We start from the raw sequence: 6,730 nt of genomic DNA, 5'->3' as shown, positions 1-6,730 counted from the left end.
TTTGACACGATGAAAATAACGATTTTTGGCGGCGGTGGCTTTATCGGATCTGCAATTGCTGATCGTTTGCTCAAAGATGGTCATGAGCTGCGCATTTTTGAGCGTCCCCGCGTCGTACCCTATCGCCAGTTTTCTGATGATGAAAGAGTTGAGTGGCTGACTGGCGATCTGATGAGCCTCCATGATGTGAGCAGTGCAATAGACGGCGTTGATGTCATCCTGCACCTGGTATCGACGACTCTACCCAAGAATTCCAACGATGACCTGGTTTATGATATACAGAGCAATCTTGTACCCACCTTGCAGATGCTTGGTGCAATGGTAGCTAAACGTGTACGCAAGATTGTATTTATTTCCTCTGGAGGTACCGTTTACGGCAATCCGGTCTATCTTCCTATAGACGAAAACCATCCGACCGAGCCGCGTGTGTCATATGGTATTACGAAACTTGCTATTGAGAAATACCTGTTGATGTATCAGCACCTGTATGGAATTAAGGCAAACATTCTCCGGGTTGCTAATCCGTTTGGTGAGCGTCAGAGAGTGGAGACGGCTCAGGGGGCAGTGGGCGTCTTCTTGAGTAACGCAATCCAGAATAAGCCTCTGGAAATATGGGGCGATGGCAGTGTTACCCGTGATTATTTATACATCAGCGATGTGGCCGAAGCATTTGCTCACGCTGTTGATTACGATGGTGAAAAATCAGTCTTCAATATCAGTTCGGGTGTTGGCACTAGTCTCATCGAAATGATAGATATGCTTGAGCGCGTTCTTGGTCGCGAGGTTGTTCGTCACTACCGGCCAGGTCGACCGTTTGATGTGCCGGTAAGCATTCTGGACAATTCCTTGGCACGGCAGGAATTGGGATGGGAATTGAAGGTAACGCTTGAAGAAGGAATTGTTAAAACGGCTGCCTGGATGCGTAAGGTGTTAAATAAATGACCAGAGCGGCAGGTATTTGACAATATATTTGTGATCGGCTCTGGCAGAGCGTCAAGTACGAAGACGTATATATCTGAAAGCGTATGCCACATTACCTAAAGTACAGATTGGGTTGATGGAATGTTTTGTATTTTATAACACAACGAAAGAACACACCAATTATTGGATTTCAGCACACGTGATGAGATATAACGGATATACAGTGGTGGCCGAGCAAAAAATGTGGATAAATTCAAAGAGAGAGAAGCGCATCAAGGAGAAGTGGAAATCGGGGCAGCGCCATTCCGCTGCGTATTGATTGGTCACCCAACTAAACTCGACACATTATTGTCTTGACAGAAAGGTCCACTTTACAGTACAAATAGCATTTTGAGTGACGTTGTATGATAAATATAAACATATACGCAGGGGTTCGTGGTTTGTTATGATGAAATCCCTATCCATTTTTAGACATGTTTCTGAATTCGAGAGCATTTAAAATGACTCGTATAAACATATATATATTGGCTATTTGCTCACTTCTTTTTGCTGGCGTGATTGGGCACAACGATTATCGGGAGAGCAATAAATTATATTTTGTAGTATATATGGAATCCTCCAATATAGGTATTAGCCAAATATTTTTTGATATAGGCCATGGTGTCACTGAGCAGGATTCGAGTAGATTACAAGTTCAGCGTGGGGCCTTCCAGAAATATTTGTTTCCTTTGCCTACCTTACCCATAAAAAATCTTCGTTTTGATCTGATCGACGCTCCTTCAGTGCTTAGGATAAATAAAGCTGGAATTGAAAATGCGTCGGGCGACATACTTAAAAATTATCCTGTCAAGTCTTTTAAGTCAAAACAGCAAATCAGCGGAATGGATGTCATCGAAGATATGCTGGTTATACATACAGTAGAAAATGCTAACGACCCTATAACAGAAATAGAGAACTCATCGTTTAATAAGAAAAGTAGTTGGATAGATTTCCTTGCGCACCGTGGATGGATCTATGCTGGATACGCCTTATTAATCTTCACCATTTTCATTGGTTTGGCTAAGTGCCGTCGACAAATTGCCGAGACTATAGAACGGCTGGTTAATTATTCGGTCGCAAACCCAAGAAAAGCGATAGCGTTTATTGGGCTTATTTCAGCCGTCGCAAGTTGTTACCCCGTTGTGTTCTTTGGTAAGAGCTTTGTTTCTCCCGTCGGGGTGGCCGCCTTGTATGGCGCCCCCCCATGGGTGCCGGGCTTTTCATTTAATGGGTTTATCGAAAATTATCGTGGTTCAGATCTGGGGGCGACATTATGGAGCATAGCCCCCAATACCGTTGTGCAACATGATTCGCTATTTCGCTATTTTGAATTTCCATTCTGGAATCGATATGTTGGCGGCGGAATCCCGCTGTTTGCGCAAGGCCAGTCAATGATCGGAGATGTTTTGCATTGGATTCCAGTTTTTCTGGATGGAAGTTCTATTGGCTGGGATTTTAAATTCATTCTGTCTAAGGCAATATTTGCGGTCGGAATGGGTTTACTCGTTTTTCGGTTTACAGACAGATTATTAGCTGGATTATTGATTGCGATTTCCAGTTGTTTTCTTGGTTTCTTCGCATATCGGTTTAACCATCCAGTATTTTTTGTTTTGACTTATGCGCCTTGGGTAGTGCTTCAATGGGATCGACTTGGGAGAGTTTTGACTTTACCAAATCCGCATGTAAGAAGTTGTGTTTCGCAAGGCCTTTTGCTGGCTGCCGTTACTTGGTTGCAACTTAACGCGGGGCCACCCAAAGAAGGTGTTATCACTGCATGTTTCATGCAAGCTTTGGGAGTGCTGGCTTTTTTGGTGCACATTTCCCCTAAGTGGGGACGCATCCGATCATTTGTTTTTGCATTCGGAATCGGATTTACTCTTGTCATGATTACCGCGCCGCATTGGTTGCTTTTTTTGGATGCGTTAGGCAAAGCATTTACTTCTTATGACACTCCTGGTGTTTCTACATTTCAGCCGTGGATGATCATTGGATTTTTCGATAATTTCTTTTTTCAAAAGTACTTTAATAATAATCTTACAGGGCCCTCAGTAAATCTATTTATTTTTTTTTGTATGGCAAGTTCTTTTATAAGTTTGCGTCTTCGACAATCGTGTATAGTTTGTGGCAGTTGGGGATTATTTGTCTTGGCAATGTCTACTGCGTATGGCTTGATCCCGGTGTCAATCCTGATTGCTATTCCTTTTATCAACAAGGTACATCACGTGGGAGACACCTTTTCAGTGCCTATGACGGTACTTGCTTTAATCATCGCCGGGCATGGAATCCGGGACTTCTTAGAGGCATCCGATAAATTTAAGAAGGCAATCCTAGCTTTTTCAATTTCAAGTTTTCTTGGGTTATGGCTCGTTTTAATTTGGCAAAATCCTATTAAATATTCTATTGAAGAGAGGTATATTGTTATTGTTTTTATTGTACTCATCGGGCTTGTAGCACTATACCAGCTCGCTGGATCAGGTGTTTGGAAAAAAAGGATAGGGTTAATAATATTAACATGTTGCTTTTTGGTATTAAATGTTCGTCATGGCATGCATTTGATGACAGGAGTGGCAACGATTGATGCTTATGTGATGAATTCTACAGAGCGCGCTAATTATTCAAACAAGTCGAATGCCATCGAGTATGTTAAAAAGAGAATTGACAAAGCAATGATACCGACGCGGGTAGTTGGTGAACGAGAGGTTTTATTCCCTGGCTTTAACGCTAGATTGGATCTAGAAGGAATAGTGCCTGTTGAGCCATTAAGAAGTAAAAATTACGAAAAACTATTGACTCTTATTGATTACCCAATGGTTGATTGGGGCTGGTGCCGTCGTATTAAAAGTGATCAGATTACCAGTCGTGCAGCTTCACTGGATTTGCTGGGGATAGGTTACATGGTAGCAGATGTTGGAACCAAGATGCCTCAAGATATGCAGTTGCTATACTCCCGCGATCTAGATGTCTGGCAAAGAGAGTCCGTATGGCCAAGGGCTTTCTTCGTTAATAAAATAATAGAAGTACATAAACCAACTGATATTATAGATGCATTGGCAGATAAAAAGCATGTACCATTCGCCGCAGTGGAAAGTCAGTTCATCCCGCAGGGAGTCCTAAAAAACAATACGCTCTACCGGGTAATACCTGCGGGAGAATACAGGTTGACGAACAATAGTACTCGTTTCTCTGTTGAGGCGAGCGGCCCGGGTATCATTGTGCTCGGTGAAACATATTATCCTGGCGATTTTGTTGCGAATGTAAACGGCGAGAAAGTTGACTATATTCGGGTGAACGAAGCATCTAAGGGAATATGGGTAAATAAAGCGGGAGAATATGATGTGAGTTTTACCTACAGGCCAGAAAAACTTAACCAAGCTATATTGATATGCCTCTGTGGATTGATGTTATTGCTGCTGCTTATCAGGATGTCTATTGGAATTCCTAAGGAGTTTGTAAAATTATGATCGCTTTATTGACACACATTTAAAGTATTTTATATTTAAGTGAAATTAAAGAGGGTGGGTTATGAAGATATTTGTTTCTGGCGGTGCAGGGTTTATCGGTTCTCATATTGTGCAAAGATTGCTGCTGGATGAGCGTGTCGAGTCACTTGTTATTTACGATAATTTCACGTCCGGGAGCATGGAGCATTTAAAATCGGTAGTGTCGAATCTCAAACTGAAAATTGTTGAAGGCGATATCAAGCACTTGGGCTTGCTAACGCACGCGATGGCCGGTGTAGATTTGGTAATCCATTTTGCGGCGAATCCGGATATCGCCAAAGCTGTAAAACAACCCGATATAGATTTTTGGGAAGGTACGTATCTGACTCAGAATATCCTTGAGGCCATGCGCGTCAATAACGTTCCTGAAATTCTGTATACGTCCGGCAGCGGCATTTATGGCGAAGCGCCGGATGTGGCGTTCGCGGAATCCTATGGTCCTTGTTTCCCGATCTCAACTTATGGCGCCAGCAAGATGGCCTGTGAGGCTCTGATTTCGTCTTATTGCCATATGTTTTCTATGAACGGCCGCGCATTTAGATTCGCCAATGTCGTTGGTCCAAAACAAACTCACGGAGTCGGTTACGATTTTATCCGAAGGCTTAAACATGACCCGACCAAGCTTCGCATACTCGGCGATGGATCGCAAACCAAGTCTTATATTTACGTCGAAGATGTCATAGATGCGATGTTGCTGGTTCTCGGCAAAAATGCTAAAATCCAAGGCCAATGCTTCGACGTTTTCAACGTCGCGACCGACGACTACATTTCCGTAACTGAAATTGCTGATATTGCCTGCCGGGTGGCAGGAGTCGAGCCAGGTTCTGTTGACTATCAATATACGGGTGGCGACCGTGGATGGAAGGGTGATGTCCCGAAAGTTTTGTTCGATGTCCATAAAATTAAGAAACTTGGTTGGCGGGCACAGCGCAGTTCAGCTCAAGCGATTGAAGCGTCTATCGCAGCCATGAATAACGAAATATAAATGAAGTCAAAATGTCAATCCTGAGGAATCCAAAATGGCGATGAGAATTTCCGGAAATCCAAAGTGTATAGAATTGATTATTCCTGAAAGCGATGTAGGCATAGACCAGCTACCGGAAGTCAGTATCGTAGTGCCTGCACTCAACGAAGAAATCACTATAGGTGAGTTTGTTGACTGGTGCTGGGAAGGCTTAAAGCGAGCAGGAGTGTCTGGCGAAATTATTATTGTCGACAGTTCTTCCGATGACACGCCCAATATTGCACTCGCGAAAGGCGCGCGCGTTCTTCGTACGCCTAAAAAGGGTCTTGGCCAAGCCTATATCGACGTTATTCCGTCGATTCGCGGCCGTTTCATTATTATGGGTGACTGTGACTTGACTTATGATTTTCGCGAAATTAAAGTTTTCGTCGACAGTTTTCGCGCCGGGAATGAATTTGTGATGGGATCGCGTTTTGCGGGTACAATCGAATCCGGCGCAATGCCTTCCCTTCATCGCTATTTCGGTACGCCGCTGACGACCTGGATTCTGAACAGAATCTACCATAGCAGCTATAGCGACATTCATTGCGGAATGCGTGGATTGACAAAAGATGCTCTGCTTAAAATTAATCTTACTTCAAAAGGCTGGGAGTATGCATCGGAGATGGTGCTGAAAGCTTCCCGTATCGGCCTAAAGATAGCCGAAGTACCTGTTTCTTTTTATAAAGACCGGGAAGGAAGATACAGCCATCACCGGCGTGCCGGTTTCTGGTCGCCCTGGCTTGCTGGTTGGATTAATCTTAAAGTGATGCTGGTGTATAGCCCGGACTCATTTTTGATCAAGCCGGGTGTTTTCTCCTTCTTCATCGGCCTCATTATTTCGCTGCTTTCTCTGGGGGGCTCAATTTCTATTGGCCCGATCGGCTTCAACATATACATGCTATTGCTTGGACTGACAGCTACGGTGCTGGGCTACTCTCTGTTTCAAGTCGGAATCCTGGCGAGAAATGCTCATGGCCTGCGTAGCGGCATAGAAAGGTCGATTCTGGAGAAATTTACCTATGATCGTGGTATGATCACTGCTGGCTTGCTATGCACGGGGGGCTTCGCTCTGGACCTTCAGTTCCTTGCAGACTATATCGCCAATGATTTTGTTATCGGTAGTTTATCGCGCTTCGCCATATTCGGTTTACTATTGATTATTCTTGGAGTGCAGACGTTCTCGTTCACTTTGCTGCTTGAACTGGGTCGGCGACTTGGAGGCAATCCTTATAAAAGAGGGTAATTACTCATAATTGTTCGATAG

General features: G+C 43.8%; 4 protein-coding genes. All 4 read left to right on the top strand.

Annotated features, from left to right (window positions below):
* Positions 1 to 9: 9 nt before the first annotated feature.
* The 4 genes from M0R70_08745 (at position 10) to M0R70_08730 (ending at position 6,709) form a co-directional block, all read left to right on the top strand.
* Entirely contained in the window at positions 10 to 942 is a 933-nt protein-coding gene (locus M0R70_08745) for an NAD-dependent epimerase/dehydratase family protein (GenBank protein ID MCK9419448.1), read from the top strand.
* Positions 943 to 1,421: 479 nt separating this feature from the next.
* Positions 1,422 to 4,421 carry a hypothetical protein gene (locus M0R70_08740; protein MCK9419447.1) on the top strand — a complete coding sequence of 1,000 codons (3,000 nt, stop codon included), beginning with the start codon at positions 1,422 to 1,424 and terminating at the stop codon, positions 4,419 to 4,421.
* Between the two features lie 61 nt (positions 4,422 to 4,482).
* Entirely contained in the window at positions 4,483 to 5,445 is a 963-nt protein-coding gene (locus M0R70_08735; protein ID MCK9419446.1) for an NAD-dependent epimerase/dehydratase family protein, read from the top strand.
* Between the two features lie 34 nt (positions 5,446 to 5,479).
* The gene (locus tag M0R70_08730; GenBank protein ID MCK9419445.1) at positions 5,480 to 6,709 is read left to right on the top strand and encodes a glycosyltransferase family 2 protein; all 1,230 of its coding nucleotides are present in this window, start codon (positions 5,480 to 5,482) and stop codon (positions 6,707 to 6,709) included.
* Positions 6,710 to 6,730 lie beyond the last annotated feature (21 nt).

The organism is Nitrospirota bacterium (assembly GCA_023229435.1).
GTDB lineage: Bacteria > Nitrospirota > UBA9217 > UBA9217 > UBA9217 > JALNZF01.
The sequence above is the reverse complement of the archived record's forward strand: the minus strand, read 5'-3'. Positions and strand labels throughout refer to the sequence as shown.